This is a genomic window from Cellulomonas sp. EB106-03-03-XG116, from assembly GCF_058792015.1.
In genome coordinates this window covers 68,376-89,042 of the sequence record NZ_JBYTEP010000003.1, presented here as the reverse complement: position 1 = coordinate 89,042, position 20,667 = coordinate 68,376, and the positions used below count along the sequence as shown (strand labels likewise).

General features: G+C 75.7%; 27 protein-coding genes. 18 read left to right on the top strand and 9 right to left on the bottom strand.

Annotated features, from left to right (window positions below; translation table 11 throughout):
* Window positions 1–50: 50 nt before the first annotated feature.
* A complete protein-coding gene (locus tag AC3WUG_RS02360) occupies window positions 51–899 on the top strand; it encodes an SDR family oxidoreductase (RefSeq protein ID WP_492326170.1) in 849 nt (282 codons plus the stop codon).
* A 243-nt stretch (window positions 900–1,142) separates the two neighbouring features.
* The gene (locus AC3WUG_RS02355) at window positions 1,143–1,601 is read left to right on the top strand and encodes an ATP-binding protein (protein ID WP_492326169.1); all 459 of its coding nucleotides are present in this window, start codon (window positions 1,143–1,145) and stop codon (window positions 1,599–1,601) included.
* 609 nt (window positions 1,602–2,210) lie between these two features.
* On the opposite strand, the gene AC3WUG_RS02350 is transcribed toward AC3WUG_RS02355, so the two are convergent.
* Together AC3WUG_RS02350 and AC3WUG_RS02345 are read right to left on the bottom strand one after the other, a co-directional pair.
* Window positions 2,211–2,693 carry a hypothetical protein gene (locus AC3WUG_RS02350; RefSeq protein ID WP_492326168.1) on the bottom strand — a complete coding sequence of 161 codons (483 nt, stop codon included), beginning with the start codon at window positions 2,691–2,693 and terminating at the stop codon, window positions 2,211–2,213.
* Window positions 2,694–2,774: 81 nt separating this feature from the next.
* The gene (locus AC3WUG_RS02345) at window positions 2,775–3,392 is read right to left on the bottom strand and encodes a TetR/AcrR family transcriptional regulator (protein ID WP_492326167.1); all 618 of its coding nucleotides are present in this window, start codon (window positions 3,390–3,392) and stop codon (window positions 2,775–2,777) included.
* 87 nt (window positions 3,393–3,479) lie between these two features.
* On the opposite strand from AC3WUG_RS02345, the gene AC3WUG_RS02340 reads away from it, so the two are divergent.
* Window positions 3,480–4,397 (top strand): alpha/beta hydrolase family protein, encoded by a 918-nt coding sequence (locus AC3WUG_RS02340; RefSeq protein ID WP_492326166.1) that lies wholly within the window; start codon window positions 3,480–3,482, stop codon window positions 4,395–4,397.
* Window positions 4,398–4,406: 9 nt separating this feature from the next.
* On the opposite strand, the gene AC3WUG_RS02335 is transcribed toward AC3WUG_RS02340, so the two are convergent.
* Window positions 4,407–4,814, bottom strand: a complete 408-nt coding sequence (locus AC3WUG_RS02335; protein ID WP_492326165.1) for a nitroreductase family deazaflavin-dependent oxidoreductase — start codon at window positions 4,812–4,814, stop codon at window positions 4,407–4,409.
* 372 nt (window positions 4,815–5,186) lie between these two features.
* Here AC3WUG_RS02335 and AC3WUG_RS02330 point away from each other — a divergent pair, with 372 nt between their 5' ends.
* Together AC3WUG_RS02330 and AC3WUG_RS02325 are read left to right on the top strand one after the other, a co-directional pair.
* Complete coding sequence (locus AC3WUG_RS02330) at window positions 5,187–5,672, top strand: FBP domain-containing protein (protein ID WP_492326164.1); 486 nt, start codon at window positions 5,187–5,189, stop codon at window positions 5,670–5,672.
* 38 nt (window positions 5,673–5,710) lie between these two features.
* Window positions 5,711–6,148: a VOC family protein gene (locus AC3WUG_RS02325; protein ID WP_492326163.1), complete on the top strand. Its 438-nt coding sequence runs from the start codon at window positions 5,711–5,713 to the stop codon at window positions 6,146–6,148.
* A 6-nt stretch (window positions 6,149–6,154) separates the two neighbouring features.
* Here AC3WUG_RS02325 and AC3WUG_RS02320 read toward each other — a convergent pair whose 3' ends face one another.
* The 3 genes from AC3WUG_RS02320 to AC3WUG_RS02310 are packed head-to-tail and all read right to left on the bottom strand — an operon-like array spanning window position 6,155 to window position 8,597.
* Window positions 6,155–6,943, bottom strand: a complete 789-nt coding sequence (locus AC3WUG_RS02320; RefSeq protein WP_492326162.1) for an alpha/beta fold hydrolase — start codon at window positions 6,941–6,943, stop codon at window positions 6,155–6,157.
* 31 nt (window positions 6,944–6,974) lie between these two features.
* Complete coding sequence (locus tag AC3WUG_RS02315) at window positions 6,975–7,847, bottom strand: SDR family oxidoreductase (RefSeq protein WP_492326161.1); 873 nt, start codon at window positions 7,845–7,847, stop codon at window positions 6,975–6,977.
* Window positions 7,848–7,892: 45 nt separating this feature from the next.
* A complete protein-coding gene (locus AC3WUG_RS02310; protein WP_492326160.1) occupies window positions 7,893–8,597 on the bottom strand; it encodes a DUF1361 domain-containing protein in 705 nt (234 codons plus the stop codon).
* A 151-nt stretch (window positions 8,598–8,748) separates the two neighbouring features.
* Between AC3WUG_RS02310 and AC3WUG_RS02305 the strand changes: the two genes are divergently transcribed.
* The 3 genes from AC3WUG_RS02305 (at window position 8,749) to AC3WUG_RS02295 (ending at window position 11,011) form a co-directional block, all read left to right on the top strand.
* On the top strand, window positions 8,749–9,183 hold the full coding sequence (locus AC3WUG_RS02305; RefSeq protein WP_492326159.1) for a VOC family protein: 435 nt from the start codon (window positions 8,749–8,751) through the stop codon (window positions 9,181–9,183).
* A gap of 4 nt (window positions 9,184–9,187) precedes the next feature.
* The gene (locus AC3WUG_RS02300) at window positions 9,188–9,835 is read left to right on the top strand and encodes a winged helix-turn-helix transcriptional regulator (protein ID WP_492326158.1); all 648 of its coding nucleotides are present in this window, start codon (window positions 9,188–9,190) and stop codon (window positions 9,833–9,835) included.
* Window positions 9,836–9,985: 150 nt separating this feature from the next.
* Window positions 9,986–11,011, top strand: a complete 1,026-nt coding sequence (locus tag AC3WUG_RS02295; protein WP_492326157.1) for a diacylglycerol/lipid kinase family protein — start codon at window positions 9,986–9,988, stop codon at window positions 11,009–11,011.
* 29 nt (window positions 11,012–11,040) lie between these two features.
* On the opposite strand, the gene AC3WUG_RS02290 is transcribed toward AC3WUG_RS02295, so the two are convergent.
* Window positions 11,041–11,418, bottom strand: coding sequence for a DUF2255 family protein (locus tag AC3WUG_RS02290; protein ID WP_492326156.1), 378 nt, complete (start codon window positions 11,416–11,418; stop codon window positions 11,041–11,043).
* A gap of 49 nt (window positions 11,419–11,467) precedes the next feature.
* On the opposite strand from AC3WUG_RS02290, the gene AC3WUG_RS02285 reads away from it, so the two are divergent.
* The 7 genes from AC3WUG_RS02285 (at window position 11,468) to AC3WUG_RS02255 (ending at window position 17,161) form a co-directional block, all read left to right on the top strand.
* Window positions 11,468–12,004 (top strand): cysteine hydrolase family protein, encoded by a 537-nt coding sequence (locus AC3WUG_RS02285; RefSeq protein WP_492326155.1) that lies wholly within the window; start codon window positions 11,468–11,470, stop codon window positions 12,002–12,004.
* Between the two features lie 52 nt (window positions 12,005–12,056).
* Window positions 12,057–12,458 carry a pyridoxamine 5'-phosphate oxidase family protein gene (locus tag AC3WUG_RS02280; protein ID WP_492326154.1) on the top strand — a complete coding sequence of 134 codons (402 nt, stop codon included), beginning with the start codon at window positions 12,057–12,059 and terminating at the stop codon, window positions 12,456–12,458.
* A 55-nt stretch (window positions 12,459–12,513) separates the two neighbouring features.
* Window positions 12,514–12,954 (top strand): MarR family winged helix-turn-helix transcriptional regulator, encoded by a 441-nt coding sequence (locus AC3WUG_RS02275; RefSeq protein ID WP_492326153.1) that lies wholly within the window; start codon window positions 12,514–12,516, stop codon window positions 12,952–12,954.
* Window positions 12,955–13,085: 131 nt separating this feature from the next.
* Window positions 13,086–14,537 carry an MATE family efflux transporter gene (locus AC3WUG_RS02270; protein ID WP_492326152.1) on the top strand — a complete coding sequence of 484 codons (1,452 nt, stop codon included), beginning with the start codon at window positions 13,086–13,088 and terminating at the stop codon, window positions 14,535–14,537.
* A gap of 89 nt (window positions 14,538–14,626) precedes the next feature.
* The gene (locus AC3WUG_RS02265; protein ID WP_492326151.1) at window positions 14,627–15,391 is read left to right on the top strand and encodes a phosphotransferase enzyme family protein; all 765 of its coding nucleotides are present in this window, start codon (window positions 14,627–14,629) and stop codon (window positions 15,389–15,391) included.
* Between the two features lie 62 nt (window positions 15,392–15,453).
* Window positions 15,454–16,011, top strand: a complete 558-nt coding sequence (locus AC3WUG_RS02260; RefSeq protein WP_492326150.1) for a DinB family protein — start codon at window positions 15,454–15,456, stop codon at window positions 16,009–16,011.
* A gap of 76 nt (window positions 16,012–16,087) precedes the next feature.
* Entirely contained in the window at window positions 16,088–17,161 is a 1,074-nt protein-coding gene (locus AC3WUG_RS02255; protein ID WP_492326149.1) for an alkene reductase, read from the top strand.
* A 123-nt stretch (window positions 17,162–17,284) separates the two neighbouring features.
* On the opposite strand, the gene AC3WUG_RS02250 is transcribed toward AC3WUG_RS02255, so the two are convergent.
* Window positions 17,285–17,800 carry a MarR family winged helix-turn-helix transcriptional regulator gene (locus tag AC3WUG_RS02250; RefSeq protein WP_492326148.1) on the bottom strand — a complete coding sequence of 172 codons (516 nt, stop codon included), beginning with the start codon at window positions 17,798–17,800 and terminating at the stop codon, window positions 17,285–17,287.
* A gap of 35 nt (window positions 17,801–17,835) precedes the next feature.
* Window positions 17,836–18,603, bottom strand: coding sequence for a type I methionyl aminopeptidase (map, locus tag AC3WUG_RS02245; protein WP_492326250.1), 768 nt, complete (start codon window positions 18,601–18,603; stop codon window positions 17,836–17,838).
* A 68-nt stretch (window positions 18,604–18,671) separates the two neighbouring features.
* On the opposite strand from map, the gene AC3WUG_RS02240 reads away from it, so the two are divergent.
* From AC3WUG_RS02240 to AC3WUG_RS02230, 3 genes are read left to right on the top strand one after another with little or no spacing between them, the layout of a single operon-like run.
* A complete protein-coding gene (locus AC3WUG_RS02240; protein ID WP_492326147.1) occupies window positions 18,672–18,959 on the top strand; it encodes a helix-turn-helix transcriptional regulator in 288 nt (95 codons plus the stop codon).
* A gap of 52 nt (window positions 18,960–19,011) precedes the next feature.
* Complete coding sequence (locus AC3WUG_RS02235; RefSeq protein ID WP_492326146.1) at window positions 19,012–19,683, top strand: SigE family RNA polymerase sigma factor; 672 nt, start codon at window positions 19,012–19,014, stop codon at window positions 19,681–19,683.
* Window positions 19,680–20,666 carry a hypothetical protein gene (locus tag AC3WUG_RS02230; RefSeq protein ID WP_492326145.1) on the top strand — a complete coding sequence of 329 codons (987 nt, stop codon included), beginning with the start codon at window positions 19,680–19,682 and terminating at the stop codon, window positions 20,664–20,666. The genes AC3WUG_RS02235 and AC3WUG_RS02230 overlap by 4 nt, the downstream gene beginning before the upstream one ends.
* Window position 20,667 lies beyond the last annotated feature (1 nt).

Genomic DNA, 20,667 nt, shown 5'->3' with positions numbered 1-20,667 from the left:
AACCTACCACCGGTTGCACATCTGACACCCAGTGCCATACCGTGCTTCGAGTGACACATACAGTTCTGACGGAGGCGCACATGTCGAAGGTCTGGTTCATCACCGGGACGAGCCGCGGGTTCGGCCGGGAGTTCGCCGTCGCCGCGCTGGGACGCGGCGACCGGGTGGTCGCGACGGCCCGGGACGCGGCCTCGCTCGACGACCTGGTCGCCGAGTACGGCGACGCGGTCCTGCCGCTCGCGCTCGACGTGACGGACCGCGACGCGGCGATCGCCGCCGTGGCCACCGCGGTGGAGCGGTTCGGGCGCCTGGACGTCGTGGTCAACAACGCCGGCTACGGGCTGTTCGGCGCGGTCGAGGAGATCACCGAGCAGCAGCTGCGCGACCAGCTCGAGGTCAACCTGTTCGGCGTCCTGCACGTCACCCAGGCGGTCCTGCCGGTGCTGCGCGAGCAGGGGAGCGGCCACATCGTGCAGATCTCCACGATCGGCGGCGTCGCGGCCTTCCCGAACCTCGGCGGCTACCACGCCTCGAAGTGGGCGCTCGAGGGCCTGACCGAGTCCCTGGCGCAGGAGGTCGCCGGGTTCGGCATCAAGGTCACCCTGGTCGAGCCCGGCGGGTTCGCGACCGACTGGGCGGGCAGCAGCGCCACGCACGCGACGCCGCTGCCCGCGTACGACGGCCTGCGCGAGGCGATGGCGTCCATGCGTGGGTCCAGCGTCCCGGGCGACCCCACGGCGGCCGGGCCCGCGCTGCTCAAGGTGGTCGACGCCGAGCAGCCGCCGCTTCGGGTGTTCTTCGGCGCGATGCCGACGCAGATGATCCCGGGCCTGTACCAGTCCCGCCTGGACACCTGGGAGCAGTGGAAGGACGTGTCCGTCGAGGCCGACGGCCACTGACCCCACCCCTCACCTCGGGGCGGCGACCACCCCGGCGGTCGCCGGCCCGAGGCCGTACCGAGGCGCGTCCGCCGCCCGGTCGAGCGGGTCCGTCGGGCAGGAGCCGGCGGCGCCTCTCGGCGTGCTGCGGCGGTCGCAGCGCAGCGTCGCCGGATCCGTGAGCAGTCGCCTCGCGCTGCGGTGGCGGTCGCCAGCGGTTCGGGGGAGCGTGGCGTGATCCCACCACCGGACCCTGGAGGCAGCGTGCGCGACGACCCACGGCAGACCGACGACGAAGGCCTCGAACCGACGCGTCCGCCGGAGCGGTTCGACAGGCTGCGCGAGTGGGTCCTGACCGATCCGGGGGACCTGTCGCGGGTGCGCCGCGAGCTGTTGGAGGAGATCACCGCGGTGCACGCCGAGGAGCAGAACTCCCTGCTCGGCATCCCGGAGCGGATGATCCTGGTGGCCTCCGAGCTCGCGACGAACGCGCTGAACCACGGCCTGCCGCCGACGATCGTGCGCCTGATGACCGATGGTCGGACGTTCCTCATCGACGTGGCCGACCACGACCTGTCGAGCGCCCCGCGGGTCGCGGGTCAGCGGCCCCCCGGTCGTGGCGGGTTCGGCCTGCAGATCGCCCGCCGCCTGTCTCAGCAGGTCGGGTGGTACGCCACGGAGTCGACCAAGCACGTGTGGGCGACGTTCGACCCGCAGGGCTAGGACCCCGACCGCGCATCGGGCGAGGGCGGGGGGCCGAGGTCTTCGGCCGTCGCGCGAGATCGCCGAGGCGCTCGAGGGTGCGCTGCGTGCGTGCCGCGAGCCGGCGACCTCGACGGTCACCGGCTCGCCGCGGCGCCGCGCGCAGGCGCTACTGGCGCCCTCTGCGTACCAGGACTGGTCGTCCTCCTCGATCGGATCGGCGCAGCCGGCCTCTGTGATCCGGGCGGCGCCGCGGCGAACGCTCGGCACGCGAGCACGTTCGACGAGCGCCATCGGCGGACGGTTCCTCTGAGACGGCATTCGGGTGGCTGCGCAGCATCGCGGTCATCCTGGGCCTGTTCAGCGGAGGGCTGCTCGTCGTCGCGTACCTCGTCGCACTTCTGTTCGCACCGCGCATCCGGTCCACCGGCGAGTACCGACAAGCTCTCGAGGCTGACCGGCGACGCAAGCAGCGCTGACGAGCGCCACATGGTGCGAGCAGGACGTCGTGACGTTCGTGCTGCTCGGGGAGAGGGCCGGCTCGTGCGTCACGGAGAGACGGTGCTGGTGGTCCTGCGGCATGAGATGTGATGCGCAGACCACCATCTGACATAACGTGCATTATCGGCGTTACGTGAGCACCCGCCGGATCGGACCCACCGGCCGGACGACCGCCCAGGCCGCGGCGCTCCCCAGACCCCACGTGACGGCGGCGATCGCGGCCGCGAACACCGCGAACACCGCGAACATCCGGTCGTACGGCGCGGTCGTGTCGATGGACCGCCAGCCGAACGGCCCCCACGGGCTCAGCAGGAACGCCGCACCGACGGCAGCGGCTCCCGCGGCGAACCAGCCGACCGTCAGCACCTGCCACCCGAGCCCGGCCTCGCGCAGGCTCACCGCGGTGATCACCAGCAGCGGGACGCCGATCACCGCGGCGGGCACGACGGCGAGCGCTGGGACCCAGAGCGCGACGTACCCGAGATCACCCCATGCGCCGGTCTCGCCCGTGTGCGCGACGGCGGCCACGAGCAGGGCCAGGACGGTCGCGGCGACCGACAGCGTGAAGGCCAGCGGCCACACGAGCAGCAGGCGCCACCACCGGACCGTCATGCCGCGATCATGGCACCCGGTCGGCCTCCGAGGTGCACGAACGCCGGGTGGTGCTCAGGACGCCGACGGGACGAGCCCCCGTCAGCGCGACCCGGCGCGCAGCCCCGTCAGCAGCACCGCCACCGCCGCACGCGCGTCGTAGCGCTCGTCCGACTCGGCGCCGATGCACAGGTTCCCCACGGACCGCATCAGCTCGTAGGCACCCAGCGCGTCGCTGATCTCACCCGCGGCGCGCGCCGCGGCCAGCAGCTCGCCGCACACCGGCACGAGCCGGCCGACGAACAGCCCGTGCAGCGCCTCGAACCCCGGGTCCGTCGAGCGCAACGCTCCGGCGAGCCCGTGCTTGGTGACGAGGAAGTCCACGAACCCGTCGATCCACGTCGCCAGCGCCGCCGACGGCGACCCGCCCGCCGCGAGCAGGTCCGGACCGAGGCGCGCCAGCGCGTCGATCTGGTGCCGATAGACGGCGACGACCAGGTCGGCGCGCGTCGGGAAATGCCGGTAGATCGTGGCGACGCCGACGCCGGCCCGTGCGGCGACGTCGCGCACCGGCACGTCGACGCCGGCCCGCACGAACTCCGTGGCCGCCGCGTCCAGCAGCGCGGCGACGTTGCGCTCGGCGTCCGCGCGCCGCCGTCCCCGCCCCGGGGTCGTCTCGGTCTCGGTCATCTGGTGGGTCACCTCACGCTGCTTGCTCAACGGAACACGGTTCCATATCGTCTACCGGAACACTGTTCCGCATGGCTCAGTGTGCCAAATCGTCGTCCCCGTCGAAAGGCCATCGCCGTGACCACCAGCACGATCCCCGCGACGCCCATCAGCTCGGTCAAGCCGGTCGAGGTCCCGGCGCCCGGTCGCCCCGCTCCCCTGCACGTGCGGGTCACCGCTCCCCTGCGCGGCGACCACCTCCCCGTCGTCGTCCTGTCGCACGGCAACGGCTGGTCGATGGACGGCTACGCCCCCCTCGCCGAGCACTGGGCCGGCGAGGGCCTCGTCGTCGTCCAGCCCACGCACCTCGACTCGCGCTCCCGGGGCCTCGGCCACGACGACCCCGGCTTCGCGGACATCTGGCGGTGGCGGATCGCGGACGTCACCGCCGTGCTGGACCACCTCGACGAGATCGTGGCGGCGGTGCCCGGGCTCGGGGGCCGGGTGGACCCGGCGCGGGTGGCGGTCGCGGGGCACTCGTGGGGCGCGCAGACGGCCGGGGCGCTCCTCGGCGCCGGCGTGCTCAGCCCCGGCGGAGCGCGCGAGGAGCGGTTCGCAGACCCGCGGGTCCAGGCCGGCGTGCTCCTCGCGGCGACGGGGACCGGCGACAGCCTCACGCCGTTCGCCGCGGAGCACCTGCCGTTCATGCGCCCCGCCTACGCGCACCTGACCACCCCGACGCTGGTGGTCGCGGGTGACGCCGACCGGTCGGCGCTGTCCACCCGCGGCCCCGACTGGTTCACCGACGCCTTCCACCTCAGCCCGGGAGCGGAGGCGCTGCTGACCCTGACGGGCGGCGAGCACGCGCTCGGCGGCGTCGTCGGTCACGAGGTCGCCGAGACCACCGATCCCAGCCCGGAGCGGGTCGACCTCGTCCAGCGCGTGACCACCGCGTGGCTGCGCACGCGGCTGGGCGTCGATCCCGCGGCCTGGTCGGAGACCGTCGCCGACGTCCGGCGGACCGGCACGAGCACCGGGGTGCTGACGACGGCGTGACGGTCGCCGTCAGCGCGGCTCGAGCACCACGACCGGGATCTCCCGCGTCGTCTTCGCCTCGTACCCGGCGAACCCGGGGTACTCGGCCTTCTGCTGCTCCCAGATGCGCGCGCGCTCGTCGCCGGTTGCCACCCGCGCCAGGAACTCGCGCGTCGCGGTGCCGATCTCGGCCGAGACCCGCGGCTCCGCCACCAGGTTGTGGAACCACGCGGGGTTCACGTCGAGCCCGGCGTACGAGGCGAACACGGCCACCCGGCCCTCGCCGAGGTCCCGGTACATGACCGGGTTCACGCGCTCCTGGCCCGACCTCGCCCCGATGGTGTGCAGCAGGAGCAGCGGCGCCCCCTCGAACCGCCCGCCGACCTTGCCGTCGTGCGTGCGGAACTCCTCGATGATGCTCGCGTTCCAGTCGCTCATGGTCGCCTCTCTCGTGTCCCGACAGCACAACACGGCTGATCGGCCCCGTCATCCGGACCACGGGACGGGCGGCCCCGCCGGACCGGAAATAGGGCGACGAGCACGGACCACGTGGTGCATGCTCGGTCCGAGTGCGCCGCGCGAACCGCCGCGGCCGCCGGAGCAGCAGCAGCAGCAGAACGAGGAGCGCGCGGATGTCCGCAGGGAGCGAGGTCGGCCGCCACGGCCACCTTGTGTGACGGGTCCCCGCCGTCGCGCCGGACCGACCCACCCGCACGGGTGCGCGTCCCGGTCCCCCGCGACGGCGCTGCCCCGTGCCCGCGCGGCCCTGACCGCGCCGGGCGCTCCCCCTCACCGAGAGCGAGCTCCACCATGCGTGCCCTGACCGTGCCCGAGATCCGCGCGTCCTTCGTCAACTGCTCCCGTCGCGACGCGGCCCAGGCCGTGCTGCCCGACCTCGCGTCCCTCGACTGGGACCGCCTGGACTACCTGGGCTGGACCGACGCGAAGAACCCCCGCCGCGCCTACGTCGTCACCCGCGTCGACGACCGCCCGACCGGCATGGTGCTGCGCGCCTCCGACGGCGCCACCCGCCGCAGCGCGGTGTGCACCTGGTGCGAGGACGTCGTCGCGACCAACGAGGTCGCCCTGTTCGTCGCGAAGCTGGCCGGCCCGGCCGGGCGGAACGGCGACACGGTCGGCACGCTGATCTGCGCCGACTTCGCGTGCTCCCGCAACGCCCGGCGCCGCCCCACGATCGTGGAGGCGGGGGACGACGCCGCCGCGGTGGTCGCCCGGCGGGTCGCGGCCGTGCAGGAGCACAGCACGCGGTTCGTGGCCGCGGTCGCCCGCGGCTGAACCCCCGGCGTGCGCCGCACGGGCGTACCGTGCGGCGCATGCCGATCGCGCTCGAGAACGTCGGGATCGCCGTCCGGGACCTGGACGCGACGATCGCCTTCTTCACCGACCTGGGCCTGGAGGTGCTCGGCCGGGACGAGGTCAGCGGCGAGTGGGCGGACACGGCCGTCGGGCTCGACGGCAACCACGCCCGGATCGCGATGCTCGGCACCCCGGACGGCCACGGGCGGCTCGAGCTGTTCGAGTACCTGCATCCCCACGCGATCGAGACCGAGCCGACGCTCCCGAACGAGATCGGGATGCACCGGGTCGCGTTCTCGGTCGACGACCTCGACGCCGCGCTGGCGACGGCCGCGCGGCACGGCTGCCACCCGCTGCGCGGGGTCGCGACGTACGAGGACGCCTACCGGCTGACGTACGTGCGCGGGCCGAGCGGCATCATCGTGATGCTCGCGCAGGACCTGCGCCGGGGCTGACGCGGGTCAACCCGCGTCGGCCCGCATCCGCGCGAGCCAGTCGGCGACGAGCGCCGCCGTCACCGCCGGCTGCTCCAGTTGCACGTCGTGGCCCGCGGCGTCGAGCACCGCGAACGTGGTCCTCGGGTAGTGCGACCGGCGCGCCCACGCGTCCTCGTAGCCCACGACGTGGTCCTGCCGCGCGGTCAGCACCAGGCCCGGTGCGGTGAACGGCTCCGGGTCGGCGTCCTCCGGCTCGCGGTCCAGGGCGTACCGCGCGGCGATCCGCGCGAGCGCCCGCGTGTCCGCGGCGAGCAGCCCCGGCCGGACGTGCTCGAGGAACGCCCGGACGTGCGCCTCGGACTGCACGACCGCGTCCTCGGCGTAGTCGGACGCGGCCTCGCCCGCCAGCGCGACGGCCGCGGGATCGGTGCGGAGCACGGTGGCCGGCGGGACGTCCCGGCGGGCGTGCTCCGCGACGAACACGCCCGCGACGGTCGCCAGCCCCAGGGCCCGGGGCCGGAGGTCGTGCGCGACCTGCCGGGCGACCATGCCGCCGAACGACTGCCCCAGCACCGCGAACGGCTGGTCGCCGATCCGGCGGTCCAGCTCCTCCTCGACGGCCGCCACCACGTCCTGCGTGCTCGCGACGTCCCCCGCCGGCGTCCCGCCCGCGCCCGGCAGGTCCAGGTACAGCCGCCGCCACCCGCCGGCCGCCTCGACGACGGGGTCGAGCGGCAGCAGGGCGCGATGGTCGAGGCCGAAGCCGTGCAGGAGGACGAGCGGCGTCCCGCTCCCGCGGTCGATGACGTTCACCGGCGCACCGTAGCGGCCGCCGCCGACACCGTCACCGCAGGCCGAACCCGCCGTCCGACGTCAGCACCTGCCCGACGACCCAGGACCCCGCCGGGCTCACGAGCCAGCCGATCAGCCGCGCGGGATCGGTCGGCTCGCCCCACCGCCCGAACGGCGTCGCCGCCCGGAGCGCGTCGAGCTCGGCCAGTGGGCGGTCGGTCGACCCGGGGTCCAGGTACCCCGTGTTCACCGGGCCGGGGTTCACCGTGTTCAGCACGATCCCGAGGTCCAGCAGCTCGGCCGCCACCGTGGCCGTCACCCCGGCCAGGGCGGCCTTCGACGCCGCGTACGCCACCTCGCCGCGCATCGGCCCGTGCTGCTGCCCGGACGTCATCCAGACGACCTTCGGGGCGCGCTCGGGGTCCGCCGGCGCCCGTCGCGCGTGCCGCTCCCCCGGCCGGGTCCCGGTCGACGCCGGCGCGAACTGGCGCGCGAACCCCTGCGTGAGCTGGATCGTCGAGCGGGTGTTCGCCTGCCAGAACGCGTCGAGCACCTCCGGCGTCATGTCGAGGACCGAGCCGTCCCCGCCGCTGCGGGCGTGGTTGCACACCAGCACGTCGACCGTGCCGGTCAGGCCGCGGGCCGCGGCGAGCAGGGCGTCGACCTCGGCCGGGTCCCGCAGGTCCGCGCTCGCGCGCCCTGCGACCGCGTCGCCCCGGAGGGCCGCCCGGACGCCCGCCGCGACCGCGTCGAGGTCGTCGCCGCCCCAGGGCTGGTCGGCGTCGTGCGGCGCGTAGTCGTGCGTGAAGACGCTCGCGCCCAGGCGTCCCAGCTCGCGCGCGACTGCGTACCCGATGCCCTGCCGGCGGGACACGCCCGTCACGAGCGCGGTGCGGCCGGCCAGCGGGAGCTCGTCGAGGTGCATCCCGCGACCGTACCGACGCGGGTCAACGGGATTCCCGGCGCCCGCCTAGCCCAGCGCGACGACGGTGCTGACCAGCGGGCCGACGACGACCAGGTGCATCAGCCCGAAGAACGCCCCGCAGACCAGCGTGAAGCCGGCGGCCTCGACGAGCCGACCGGGCGCCCGCAGGTGCGTCACGACCCGCGCCACGAGCCGCCACGGGCGCAGCACGTCCCAGCTGTTCACCCGGATGTTCCGCCCGAGGTAGATGCCGAACGCCGCGAGCAGCAGCACCGCGACGGTCAGCCAGCGCACCTCGGCCGACACCAACCCGTCCACGTCGTCGAACCGCAGCGCCGCGTACGCGAGCTGGACGAAGAAGACGTTGATCAGCATGTTCAGCACGCCCGACATCGCCAGCGACAGCACCAGCAGGATGTCGTACCACTCGGGGACGCGCTCCCCCCGCTTGCGGTGCGACTGGTTGAGCTCGGTGATCAGGTACCCGGCGTTGGGCAGCAGGAGGAGCCACACCAGCACGACGACGACCTCCGCGGCCACGCCCACCGCGCGCGGCGCACCGGCGGCGAGCAGCACGGCCACCGCCAGGACGCCCGCCCCGAGGACCACGACCGGCGCGATCGACAGGCCGATGTTCAGCAGCATCGGCCGGTAGAGCCTCGTCCGGAACAGCGGCGCCCGTGCGACCACCAGCAGCAGGGCGAGCGCGTTCATCCCGACGACGCCGAGCACCGTGTCCTGCAGCAGCACGTCTCCCCCGTCCTCGGGCGCCCGGCGCGCCCGGCACGAAGCCTGGCACGGCCGGCGCCCGCCGACCCGTGGACCGCGGGGTCTTGACGCCGCACTTGCTTTTTGCAAGTGTGGTGCAGGTCACAGTCAGCCGCGTCCGAGGGAGTGCACCATGACCGCGATCTTCGTCAACCTGCCGGTGACCGACCTCGAGCGCGCGAAGGCGTTCTACGAGGCCGTCGGGTTCACCATCAACCCGCAGTTCACCGACCACAACGCCGCGTGCGTCGTCGTCGAGGAGGACCACGGGTACGTCATGCTCGTCACCCGCGACTACTTCCAGTCGTTCAGCGACCGGCCGATCGGCGACCCGTCGACGACGGTGTCCGCGACGACCGCGATCTTCCTGGACAGCCGCGCCGCGGTGGACGACACGATCGCCCGGGGCCAGGGCGCGGGCGGCGTCGAGGAGCGGCCCGCCGCCGACTACGGCTTCATGTACCAGCGGCAGATCGCCGACCCCGACGGCAACCTGCTGGAGTTCGGCTGGATGGACCCGGTCGCCGCCGCGCACGGCCCCGCGGCCGTGGCGGACCAGCAGGCCTGAGCCGATGGCCGCGCGCGACTACGGGCAGTACTGCGGCGTCACCCGGGGGCTGGAGCTCGTGGGCGAGCGCTGGGCGCTGCTCGTCGTGCGCGACCTGCTCGTCGGGCCGCGCCGCTACGGCGAGCTCGCCGCGGGGCTCCCCCGCATCCCGAGCAACGTCCTGGCGGCGCGGCTCAAGGAGCTGCAGGAGGCCGGGGTGATCCGCCGGGCGCCCCGGTCCCGGGTCATCGTCTACGAGCTCACGCCGTACGGGCGCGAGCTGGAGCCCGTCGTCCTCGCGCTCGGGGCGTGGGGCTTCAAGGCGATGGGCGAGCCGCGCGAGGGGCAGGTCGTCACGCCCGACTCCCTGACGGTCGCCCTCCGCACGGCGTTCCGCCCCGAGGTCGCCGCGGGGCTGCCGCCGACCGCCTACGCCGCGCGCGTCGGGCCGGCCGACCTGCTCGTCCGCGTCGACGGCCCCGCGCTGGCCGTGGCGCCGTCCGACGGCACCGCGTCGGCGGACCTCGCGTTCGCGACCGGCCCGGCGATCCGGCGGCTCATCTCGGGCGACCTCGACCCCGCCGGCGCGATCGCGACCGGCGTGGTCGAGGTGCTCCGCGGGCCGGGCGACCTGCTCGACCGGTTCGCGCGGACGTTCCACCTGGCGGCCTGAGCCGCGCCGCGGCGCGCCCGCGCGGGCCGGGGCCGACGCGCTCGGGCCGCTCGGCGCGCCGGACAGCGCGTGCCGTGGTCCACTGCGGGTCGTGACCGCACGCTGCCGGACGGCAGCCGTGCCCCGCCGCTGGACGGAATGATGAGCGCCATGAACTCGACCGGCCCGACCGGCCCCGCCGACGCGACCCCCGACGCGCCCGACGGCGACGGCTACCCCGCCGACACCTCGCTCGCCCGCGACGCCGGGCCGCTGCGCTCGGTCGTCGTCTACAACCCCGTGCGGGTCGACGGCCTGGAGGAGCGGCGCGCGGCGGTCGAGGCCGCGCTGACCGAGGCCGGGTGGCCGCTGCCCGAGTGGGTGGAGACCACCGCGGAGGACCCGGGCGCCGGGCAGGCGCGGCAGGCCGTGGCGGACGGCGCGCAGGTGGTGTTCGCCTGCGGCGGCGACGGTACCGTGCGGTCCTGCGTCGAGGGCCTCGCCGGCACGGACGTCGCCCTGGCGGTGCTGCCCGCCGGGACCGGCAACCTGCTCGCCGCGAACCTCGGCGTGCCGGACGACCCGGCCGCCGCCGTGCAGATCGCGACCGACCACGGCCGACGACGGATCGACGTGGGCGAGGCCGACGGCCGGACGTTCGCGGTCATGGCGGGGATGGGCTTCGACGCCGCGCTGCTGGACGACGCGTCCACCGCGCTCAAGGCCAAGGCCGGCCCCGTCGCCTACGTGCTGTCGGCGCTGAAGCACCTGCGCGACCGCAGCATGCACCTCGAGATCCACCTCGACGACCGGCCCCCGGTGCGCCGCCGGGCGCGCTCGGTGCTGATCGGCAACGTCGGCCGGCTCCAGGGCGGCGTGCGGCTCCTCGCCGACGCCGAGCCCGACAACGGGCAGATGGACGTCGCCGTCCTCGCGCCGCGCACCGTCGGGCACTGGATCCAGACCGCCTGGGGCGTGCTCCGGCACCCGCACGAGGTGGCGCACATGGACGTGCTGCGCGCCGAGCGGATCCGGGTCGTCAGCGACCGCGAGGAGCGGCGGCAGGTCGACGGGGACGTCATCGACCCGGGCCGCACGCTCACCGTGACCGTGCGGCCGCGGGCCCTGGAGCTGTGCGTGCCGCGTCCCGAGCGCAGCGCGGACCTGTCCGAGGGCTCGGAGCGGCTCGGGCGGTAGCCGGGGCTCGGCGGCGCCGTCGCGGCGGGTCAGCGACGTGGGTCCAGGCGCAGCGTGCTGCCGACGGCGGCCGGCGCCACGACCGAGTCCGCCCCGGGCCCGCCGTACTTCGCGCGGTACGCCGCCGTCACGCCGTCCGGCGCGGTCGCGCCGACGTCGACGACCGCGGCGTCCGCCGTGAGCCCCGGGACCCGCACCCGCGCCCGGCCCGACGCCACCGCGGCGCCGTACCAGCCGGTGCCCCGGCGGGCCCAGGTGCGCACGTAGACGCGCCCGTCGACGACGACCACCCAGATCGGGGTCCAGGGCCGGTGCGTGCCGTCGCGCCGCTCGGCCGCGACCTCGAGCTCGCGGGCGCGCCCGATCAGGTCGACCTCGCCCGCCGTCCACCCAGCGTCGTCCACCACGGGCTCAGTGTGCCCCCGCGCGCGGCCGCGCGTCTGGCAGCATGCCCGGGTGACCGCGCGCACCGCCCTCCTCGTCGTCGACCTGCAGACCGGCGTGCTGGACGGGTGCGTGGACGCCGCCGGGGTCCTCGCCCGCACCGCCGCGCTCGTCGACCGGGCCCGGGCCGAGGGCGTCCCGGTGGTGTGGGTGCAGGACCACGGCGCGTTCGAGGTCGGCTCCCCCGCCTGGGAGCTGGCCCCGCCGCTGGCGCGCCGCGACGACGAGCCGCTGGTGGGCAAGACGTACCGGGACTCGTTCGCCGGCACCGACCTCGCCGACGTGCTGGCGGGGCTGGGCACCACGCACCTCGTGGTCGCCGGCGCGCAGAGCGACTACTGCATCCGCACGACCACCCAGTCGGCGGCGGTCCGCGGGTTCGACGTGACCCTGGTGAGCGACGCGCACACGACGACCGACGCCGAGCACGACGGCGTCCGCATCTCCGGCGAGCAGATCGTCGCGCACACCACGATGTACTTCCGCGGCCTGCGCTACCCCGGGCGGCGGTACGCGGCGGTGCCGCACGACCGCGTCGTCCTCGCCTAGCGGGGCCGGTGGCCCCGGGCGCGCCGCCGCCGCGCCCCGTACGCTTCCCCGCGTGCTCCGCCTCTCCCCCGCCCGGATCGCGTTCGTCACGGAGCGCCACCTCGCGACGCTCACCACCCTGCGTGCCGACGGCAGCCCGCACGTCGTGCCCGTCGCGTTCACCTGGGACGCGGAGGCGGGCGTGGCGCGCGTGACCACGAAGCCGACGACCCAGAAGGCGGTGAACGCGCGGCGCGGCGGTCCCGGCGGCTCGGGACGTGCGGCGCTGTGCCAGGTGGACGGGCGCCGGTGGCTCACGCTCGAGGGCACGGTGGAGGTCGCCGACGACCCCGCCGAGGTCGCCGAGGCGCTGCGCCGCTACGAGCAGCGGTACCGCCCGCCGAACCCCGCCGTCGAGCGGGTCGTGCTGCGCGTCGTGGCCGACCGGGCGATGTCCTCGCGGGACCTCGCCTGAGTCGGCGACAGTTCGATGGTTGACAGTTAGAGCCCTAACACTTACGTTGCTCAGCATGGACGCGCCCGAGCTCACCACGACCCTCGACCTGGTCCGCTGGATCGCCTGGGCCCAGCGCAAGGCCGGCGAGGACTGGGTCCGCACCCGCGGGCTCAGCCACGAGCAGGCCTTCGTCCTCGGCTACCTCGCGCGGAGCCCCGGGACGATCCAGCGCGACATCGCCGCGATCACCCGGACCAGCGCCGCCAGCGTCTCGAGCCTGCTCAAGGGCCTGGAGCAGCGCGGCCTGGTCGAGCGCCGCACCGAGCCGGGCGACGAGCGCAGCAAGCGCGTGCACGCCACGCCCGAGGGCGCCGAGCTCGTGGCGGGCTTCGCCGCCGCGGTCGAGGCGGCGGACGCCACCATCCTGGCCCCGCTCGACCCGGACGAGCGGGACGCCCTGCACGCCCTGCTCCAGAAGGTCACGGCCGCGCTCCCCCGCCCGACGCGGGACTGACCGCCCCCTGACCGTCCCCACCGCGCGGCCCGTCCGCGCGGCGGCACCCCGCGCCCTCGCGCGCCTCCCCCACCCCACGCACCCACGCGGCGTCCGCCGCGCGCTTCGCCCTGCCCTGAAACGGAGCAGCCATGCGCACCACGCCCCCCACCCCCGATGCCGCCACCCCGGCCGACGCCCCCGGCACCGACCGGTGGTTCCTCTCCTCCGCGCCCGTCGTCAGCGCCCTCGTGCACCTCTGCGTGCCGATGGCGGCGGCGATGATCGTCGGCGCGCTCTACAACGTCGTCAACGCCGGCTTCATCGGCTCGCTGCACGACGACGCCCTGCTCGCCGCCGTGACCCTGGGCTCCCCGGTGCTCGCGCTGGTCATGGCCATCGGGAACGTCTTCGGCGTCGGCGGCGGGGCGCTGGTGTCCCGGCTCCTCGGGGCCGCCGAGCACGACGGGGCCCGCGGCGACGAGATCCGGCGCGTCTCGTCCTTCGGGCTCTGGGGCACCGTCGGCGCGGGCGCCGTGCTCGGCGGGGTCGCGCTGCTGCTGCTCGGCCCGGTGGTGCACCTGCTCGGGGCGGACCAGGCGGCGCGGCACGCGACCACGACGTTCGTCGCGATCCTGCTGGCGTTCGTCCCGGTGCTCGCCGCGGCCGTCTGCCTGGAGCAGCTGGTGCGCGCCGAGGGCGCCGCCCGGCAGGTGATGACCGGCCTCGTCGCCTCGACCGTCGCCAACGTCGCGCTGGACGCGCTGTTCATCCTGGGCCTGCACCTCGGCGTGGCCGGGGCGGCGCTGGCCGTCGGCCTCGCGAACCTCGTGTCCGTCGGCTACTTCGCCGTGTGGCTCACCCGGAACAGCACGCAGATGAGCCTGGCCCCAAGGTGGTTCACCCTGTCCCCGACCGTGCTGAAGCCCGTGCTCGGCGTCGGCGTCGGGACGCTGCTGCAGTCCGCGTTCCTCATCGTCACCGCGCTCGTGCTCAACAACCTCGCCGCCGGCTACGGCGACGGCCCGCTCGCCGCGATGGGCGTCGCCGTGCGGATCGCCCAGGTGCCGGAGTTCCTGGTCATGGGCGTGACGCTCGGCGTGCTGCCGCTGCTCGCCTACGCCTACGGCAAGGGCGACCGGGCGCGGCTGACCGCGGCGCTGCGAACCTCGGCGGTCGCGGTCGGCGGGGTCGCGCTGCTGTTCTCCGCGGGGGTGTTCCTGCTCCGCGACACGGTGCTGGCCGCGTTCCTCACCGACCGCTCCGTCCTCGCGCTGGGCGCCACGGTCCTGGCGGCGCAGCTCACGGCGATGATCGCCAACGGCTTCACCGGGCTCCTCACCTCGCTGTTCCAGGCGACCGGCCAGGCGCTGGCGGCCACCGTCATGTCCGTGACGCAGGGCGTGCTGTTCGTGCCGGTCGTCCTGCTCGGCGACCTGTGGTTCGGGCTCCCGGGCATCATCTGGGCGCTGACCGTCACCGAGGTCGCGGTCCTGGCGGCCGGGGCGGTGCTGCTGCTGACGACCCGGCGGGCGATCGACCGCGGGCTGGCGGAGGGCAGCCCCGAGCGCGCGGAGGAGGCCCTCGCGGCCGCGGCGGGCTGACGGCGGGACCCGGGTCGGGCCGGGTCCCGGGCCCGGGCGGCCGCGGAATGCGCTGGCCACCGCGCGGCGCCCCGCGCGACCATCGCCGCGTGGACGACACGACCGCCGAGACCCGGCTCCCCGGCGGCGGCATGGGCGGCGCCGTCCGGTCCGGCGACACCGTGCGGCGCGCCGGCGGCCCCTGGACCCCGACCGTGCAGCGGCTGCTCGCCCACCTGCGCGCGGCGGGCGTCCCCGGGGTCCCGGAGCCGCTGGGCGTCGACGACCGGGGCCGGGACGTCACCGGCCTCGTCCCGGGCGACGTGCCCGCCTACCCGCTGCCGCCCTGGGTGTGGCGCGATGACGTGCTCCGCGACGCCGGGGTGCTGCTCCGGCGCGTGCACGACGCCTCGGCGTCGTTCGACCGGACCGGTGCCACCTGGCGCCTGCCCGGGCGCCGGCCCGCCGAGGTGATCTGCCACTGCGACACCTCGCCGGACAACATGGTGTTCCGCGACGGCCGGCTGGTGGCGCTGATCGACTGGGACACCGCTGCCCCGGGACCGCGGGCCTGGGACCTGGCGTACCTGGCGTACCGGCTGGTCCCGCTCGGCCCGGCGGGCGCGGACGCGGCCCCGGTCCCCCTGGCCGAGCGCCGGCGTCGGATCGAGCTGCTGTGCCGGGCGTACGGCGGCGTCCGGCCCGAGGACGTCCTCGCGGCGGTCCCGGTGCGGCTCCGGGAGCTCGCGCGGTTCACCCGGGAGCGCGCCGACGGTGACGCGCGGCTGCTCGGGCACGTCGGCCTCTACCTCGGCGACGCGGCGTGGGTCGAGGCCCGGGCGGCGCGCCTCGCCGCGGCGCGGGACGAGGGCTGAGCGCTGGTCGCCGGCCGCGGAAACACCTCGACCTCGGCGGCGGACCGGACGAGCATGGCGCCATGGACCGCCCCACCCGGTGGACCCGGGCGACCGTCTACCCCGACATGTGGGTCGACCCCGCCGACGACCCGCGGAACAGCGACGGCGCGAGCCCCGACGGGGAGCTGCCGACGCTGCTCGACTACCTCGCGCGGTACCGGGCGACGCTCCTGATGAAGTGCGACGACCTCGACGCCGAGCAGCTCGCCCGCCGGTCGGTCCCGCCATCGACGCTGTCGCTGCTCGGCCTCGTCCGGCACCTGGCCGAGGTGGAGCGGGACTGGCGCGGCTGGATCACGCCGGGCGCGGTGCCGCCCCGGCTGTACGGCGGGGACGACGGGGACGTCGAGAGGGCCGTCGCCGACCCCGCCGTGGTCGCGGGAGCGTTCGCGGACCTCGCCCGGGAGCAGGCCACGACGGACGCGGTCGTCGCCGCGCACCCGGACCCGGGCGAGCGCCTCGGTGCGGACGGCATCGCGGTGCGGGAGCTCCAGGTGCACCGGATCGAGGAGTACGCCCGGCACTGCGGGCACGCCGACCTGCTGCGCGAGTGCGTCGACGGCCGCGTCGGGCAGTGAGCCGGGGGCGGTCGCTCGCACCGCCGGGTGGCGCAGGTCACGGAACACCCGGCGCCCCGTCGGCGCTGGCCCGTGCGTGAAGATCTTCGACCCCACCACCGTCGGCCGCGTCGCGCTGGCCAACCGCGTCGTCATGGCCCCGCTGACCCGGCTCCGCGCCGGGGAGTCCGCGGTGCCGGGCGACCTGCTCGTCGAGCACTACCGCCAGCGGGCCGGCATGGGCCTCGTCCTCACCGAGGGGACCTACCCCGTGATCGAGGGCCGCACCTGGACCGGGCAGCCGGGCATCGAGACCGCCGAGCAGGCCGCGGGCTGGGCCCGGGTCGCCGACGCCGTGCACGCCGCGGGCGGGCGCATCGCGATGCAGATCATGCACGGCGGCCGCATCGCCCACCCCGACGTCACCGGCGCCGCACGGGTCGTCTCCGCCAGCGCCGTCGCCGCGCCCGGGGAGATCCGCACCCCCACCGGCAAGGCCGCCCACCCGGTCCCGCACGCGCTCGACGCCGCGGAGATCGCCGAGGTGGTCCGCGGGTTCGCGGCCGCCGCCCGCCGGGCCGTCGACGCCGGGCTCGACGCGGTCGAGGTGCACGGCGCCAACGGCTACCTGATCCACCAGTTCCTCTCTCCCGCCAGCAACCTGCGGACCGACGGCTACGGCGGCACCCCCGAGGGCCGGGCGCGGCTCGCGATCGAGGTCGTCACGGCCGTCGCGGCGGAGATCGGCGCCGACCGGACCGGCATCCGCCTGTCGCCCGAGCACGACATCCAGGGCGCGGTCGAGACCGACCCCGAGGTCACCGCGGCGACGTACGCGGCGCTCGCGGACGGGCTCGCGCCGCTGGGGCTCGCGTTCGTGGACGTGCTGCACCGCGACCTGCGCGGCGCGCTCGTCCAGGACATCCGCCGCCGCGTCGGCGCGCCGCTGATCGGCAACTCGGGCTTCGCCGTGCACACCACGCGGGACGAGGCGACCGGCCTGGTCGAGGACGGCGTCGTCGACCTGGCGGCCGTCGGCCGCGCGGCGCTCGCGAACCCGGACCTCGTCGCCCGGTGGGCGCAGGACCTCGGCGAGAACGCGCCGGACCCCGCGACCTTCTACGCCGCCGGAGCCGAGGGGTACACGGACTACCCGACCGTCGCGGCCTGACCCGCGGGAGCGGGGCGCCGGGTCACCGCCCGGCGCCCCGCAGATCAGGCTCCGGGTCTCGTGGGCTAGGGGAGGTGTAGAAGAGACAGGGCGCCGGGTCACCGCCCGGCGCCCCGCTCCGCGTCACCCCCGGGGGGCGGCCCGGCCGCGACGACGCGGCGCGGCCGACCGCGGGGGGTTCGCCCGCAGATGGTCGCGCACCGTGCCGAGCACCCGCGCCAGCGCCTCCACGTCCGCGCGGTCCAGCGGGTCGACCAGCAGGTCCCGGACCACACCGATGTGCCCCGGGAACACCCGGGCGAGCACGTCGCGGCCGGCGTCGGTGATCGTCACCGTGACGCCGCGCTCGTCGTCCGGCGACGGCGCCCGGGTCACCAGCCCCGCCTTCTCGAGCAGGCCCGCCTGGTAGGTCAGGCCGCTGCGGCTGTAGACGACGCCGTCGGCCAGGTCGGTCATGCGCCGGCTGCCCTCCGGGGCGTCGCCGAGCGTGGCCAGGAGCTGGAACTGGACGTAGCTCAGGCCGCCGGCCTCCTGCAGCTGCTGCTCGACCGTGTGCCGCAGGAGGCTGCTGACCTCGATGAGCGCGAAGTACGCGCCGAGCTCGACGGGGTCCAGAACGGGCTGCGGCGTGTCGGTCATGCGAGCATCCTAGGTGCTTCGAATTCGCACCCGCGTCACCGCAGCGTGAGGACCTCGACCCCGTCCTCGGTGATCGCCACCGTGTGCTCGCTGTGCGCGGTGCGCGCGCCGGTCGCGCTGCGCAGCGTCCAGCCGTCCGCATCCGTGACCAGCTCGTCGGTGTCGGCCATGACCCACGGCTCGATCGCCAGCAGCAGCCCCGGCCGGAGGGTGTAGCCGCGCCCCGCCCGGCCGGTGTTCGCGATGTGGGGGTCCTGGTGCATCGTCGACCCGACGCCGTGCCCGCCGAACTCGGTGTTCACCGTGTACCCGGCGCCGGTGAGGACCGTGCCGATCGCGTGCGACAGGTCCCCGATGCGCGCCCCCGGCCCCGCGGCGGCGATGCCCGCGGCCAGCGCCCGCTCTGTCGCCTCGATCAGCGCGAGGCTCTCGGCCGGCTGGGTCCTCCCGACGACGAAGCTCACGGCGGAGTCGGCGACGATCCCGTCCAGCGACACGGCGAGGTCGAGCGTGAGCAGGTCACCGTCGGCCAGCGTGTAGTCGTGCGGCTTGCCGTGCAGCACCGCGTCGTTGACCGAGGTGCAGATGTAGTGCCCGAACGGGCCGCGCCCGAAGGACGGCGCGTAGTCGACGTAGCAGGACTCGGCCCCGGCGTCGGCGATCATCGCCTGCGTCCACCGGTCGATCTCCAGCAGGTTCGTGCCGACGGTGCTGCGCTCCTGCATCGTGCGCAGGATCGACGCGACCAGGGCGCCGGTGGCGCGGGCGCGGTCCAGCTCGGCGGGGTTGAGGATCTCGATCATCGTGCGGCCTTCCAGCAACCTGCGGATAACTATCCCGTCCATACTATCCCGGTACTAGAATCCCGAGCATGGTCAGGCTCCCGCTCACCCCCGACGACGTCGAGCGCGGCCGCCGGCTCGGCGCCCTGCTGCGGCAGGCCCGCGGCGAGCGGACGGTCCTCGCCGTCGCGCTCGACGCCGGGGTGTCCCCCGAGACCCTCCGCAAGATCGAGTCCGGCCGGGTCGCGACGCCGGCGTTCCCCACGGTCGCGGCCGTCGCCGAGGTGCTCGGGCTGTCGCTCGACGCGGTGTGGGCGGAGCTGCGCCGCCCCGAGGAGCCGGCGCTCGCGGCCGGGGCCGCGCGCATCGCGTCCTGAGGGCCGACGCAACCGATCCGGGCGCCGCTGCGTCTTCTCCGGTGTGACCACGATGAGCAGCGCGGACGGCGTGGACTTCCTGCGCGAGAGGTTCGCGGCGGCGGGCCAGGTGCCACCGGCCGCACCGGTGCCGGGACCCGTCGCCGACGAGGTGGCCGCCGTCGCCGTCGACCGCGACCGGCAGTTCACCGAGTTCGTCCGGCACCACCAGGCCGACCTGCTGCGCACCGCCTGGCTGCTGTGCGGCGACCGGCACCAGGCCGAGGAGCTCGTGCAGCAGGCGCTCGTCCGCACCTACAGCCGCTGGGGTCACGTGCGGCAGCGCGACCCGCTCGGCTACACCCGGCGCGTCCTCGCGAACCTGCGCGTGGACCACTGGCGACGCCGACGGCGCGAGGTCCTCGTCCCACCCGACGAGGTGTCCCCCGCTGACACGCCGCTGCACGGGCGCTCGGCGAGCGATCGCACGGGCGACCGCGACCAGCTCGTGCGCGCGCTCGCCACGCTGACCCCGCGGCAGCGCCGGGTCGTCGTCCTGCGGCACGTCCTGGACCTCTCCGAGGCGGAGGTCGCCGAGGACCTGGGCGTCAGCGCCGGGACCGTCAAGTCGACCGCCTCCCGGGCGATGGCGGCGCTCCGCGTCGTCCTCGCCGCGGACCAGCCCGGGGACCAGACCCGGGACCAGACCGACGCGGGCGCCGCCCGGGACGGGAGCGACCGATGAGCACCCCCGACGACGACCTCGCCCGCCGCCTCCGGGCCCGCGCGGACGCCGAGGTGCCCGCGATGTCGGTCGACGTCGCCGCGGTCGTCCGCGGCGGCCGGCGGCGGCGCCTCGCCCGCGGCGGCGCGGTGCTGGCGGTGACGGCGCTCGCGGTCGCCGGGGCCTGGTCGGGGGTGCGCGCGCTCGACGCCGCGCCCGGCGACCTCCAGCCGGCTGGCACCTCGACCCCCGCGCCCAGCCCGGCCGACGCCGACCTGCACGCCCGGGTCGACCCGGAGGCGGGGACGATCACGTTCCCGATGGCCCGGTACGACCTGACCGCCGAGGAGTGGGCGACGGTGTGGCTCGCGCGGTCCTGGGAGGCGAAGGTCTGCGCCGAGGCCGAGGTCGGACGACCCCTCGCGTGGGAGACCGCGATCCCACGCAGTCCGCACAGCGACCGGACGTTCGGCGTGTGGGACCTGGAGGAGGCGCAGGAGTACGGTTACGCGGTGCCGCCGGAGGGTGGCCGCCCCGCCGGTGCCGTGGACGCAGACGTGCCGATGTCCGTCTGGGAGGGGTGCGCCGCGTCGCCGACCATCCAGGCGATGAGCCCGGAGGTGGAGGGGAGCTACGAGCTCGCCGAGGCGCTGCGTCAGGCGGACGAGGTCGCGGCTTCGTCCGAGGCGAGCCGCGGCGCCGTCGCCGACTGGACGTCCTGCCTCGCCGGGTACGGCCTGAAGCCGGCGGGCGGTGACAGCGGCTACGCCGTCGCAGGAGCGTCGACCAGCCGGTGGGACCGGGAGAGCGTGGCGCTCGCCGTCGTGGACGTGCGCTGCAAGACCGAGGTGGACTTCGTGCCGCGCATGGCCGACGCGCGGGCGGCGGCGCGGGCTCCGGTCCTGGTCATGTTCCGCGACGACCTGGAGGCGCGGCTGGCGCACCAACGGGTCGCGGTCGCGGCTGCTGAGGCCTACCTCGCGGCGCACCCCGAGATCCCGTAGC